The organism is Roseateles sp. (assembly GCF_036404855.1).
GTDB lineage: Bacteria > Pseudomonadota > Gammaproteobacteria > Burkholderiales > Burkholderiaceae_C > Pelomonas.
Genome location: NZ_DASWYS010000270.1, coordinates 1 through 1,548, shown reverse-complemented (window position 1 = coordinate 1,548; position 1,548 = coordinate 1). Strand labels below are relative to the sequence as shown.

General features: G+C 67.4%; 2 protein-coding genes. Both read right to left on the bottom strand.

What is annotated here, in order from left to right:
• Positions 1-141: 141 nt before the first annotated feature.
• On the bottom strand, positions 142-963 hold the full coding sequence (gene ybgF / locus VGF12_RS17815) for a tol-pal system protein YbgF (RefSeq protein ID WP_331177386.1): 822 nt from the start codon (positions 961-963) through the stop codon (positions 142-144).
• A gap of 12 nt (positions 964-975) precedes the next feature.
• Positions 976-1,491: a peptidoglycan-associated lipoprotein Pal gene (pal, locus tag VGF12_RS17810; protein ID WP_313929116.1), complete on the bottom strand. Its 516-nt coding sequence runs from the start codon at positions 1,489-1,491 to the stop codon at positions 976-978.
• Between the last annotated feature and the right edge of the window lie 57 nt (positions 1,492-1,548).

Genomic DNA, 1,548 nt, shown 5'->3' with positions numbered 1-1,548 from the left:
GGACAGGAAGATCTCGGTGATCTTGAGGCGTTCCAGCGGGGACTGGACGATTTCGCTGGGGCGGGCGGCGTCATTCATGGGGTGCGCATGATACGCCCGGGCGGCCCGTCATCCGACCATGAAGGGCCGGACGAAGGCAGCTCAGCGCAGGCGGCCGAGCTGGATGGCGCGCAGGCGGTCGTCGGCCGTGCGGGCGACGTCGGTGCCCGGGTACTTGGCAATGACTTCTCCCAGGGTGCGCTCGGCCTCGGGCAGCTTGCCCAGTCCGTAGTCGCACAGGCCGATCTTCAGCAGGGCGCCGGACGCCTTGTCGTGGGTCGGGTACTGCGCCAGCAATGCGCGGAACTGGTCCGCGGCCAGCGCGTAATTCTGGGTGACGTAATAGCTCTCACCCAGCCAGTACAGCGCGTTGGGCGCATACACGCCGCCGGGATAGAGCTGCAGGAAGCTGGTGAACAGCTGTGCCGCATCGGCATATTCGCCGGCCTTCAGCCGGTCGAAGGCGACGTTGTAGGCGGTGCGTTCGTCGCCGGCGGCGGACAGCGCGCCCATGTCGCCATGGACGCTGGGCGCTGCCTCAGCCATCGCGGCGTCGACTGGCGCCGGTGCAGTAACCGGCGCATTGCCCAGCGGGGGAGCAGTGGCCGGCGTGCCGGCCGGGGCCGGTACGGCACCGCCTTCCAGACGGTTGAGGCGACCGTCCAGATCGAGGTACTGGTCGCGACCGCGCTGCTTGAGCTGCTCGTTCTCGTTCTGCAGCTGCTCCAGCTGGGCACGCAGCTCGCGGAGTTCCGCTTCCTGCTGCGTGACCTTGTTGAGCAGGTCCAGGTTCTGCTGCGGGTTGTTGGCCTTCGCCTCCAGCGCGGCCACGCGATCGGCCAGGCTGACGCGTTGCGCATGCGCGGGAGCGGCGGCCACGAGGGCCGCCGCCAGGACCAGCAGGTACGTCTTCTTCGCGATCATCGTGACGACGGCTTACTTGGCCGTGTAGACGATCTCGACGCGACGGTTCTGCGACCAGCAGGACTCGCTGGAATCGGTGCAGACCGGACGCTCTTCGCCGTAGCTGACCACGGTCAGCTGGCTGGCCGAACCACCGCTGGCCTGCAGGGCCGAATTCACGGCGTTGCCGCGGCGCTCGCCCAGGCCCAGGTTGTACTCGCGGCTGCCGCGCTCGTCGGCGTGGCCTTCCAGCGTGATGCGCGAGGACGGACGGTCACGCAGGTACTTGGCGTGGCATCCCATGATGGCCTGGAACTCCGGCTTCAGGGCGTCCTGGTCCAGGTCGAAGTACACCACCCGCTGGCGCAGGCAGGCATCGGTATCCAGGTCATTCGGACCGTACACGCCGGACGTGGTCGGGCCCGTCGGGGTGGTCGGAGTGGTCGTCGTGGTGTCGGTCGGCGGGGTCGGCTTGACGTCCTTCTTGCAGCCAGCCAGCACGGCCACGGACATCATGGAGAGCAGCAGAACACGGGTGGTGTTGTTCATGGTCATTCCTTGCGTCGTTTGAACGGGGGATCGGTGGAACCGGGAGTCACATTGTAG

What these genes read in the sequence shown, in the direction of transcription:
- ybgF (WP_331177386.1), bottom strand. Translation starts at nt 963, where the DNA reads ATGATCGCGAAGAAGACGTACCTGCTGGTCCTGGCGGCGGCCCTCGTG.
- pal (WP_313929116.1), bottom strand. Translation starts at nt 1,491, where the DNA reads ATGAACAACACCACCCGTGTTCTGCTGCTCTCCATGATGTCCGTGGCC.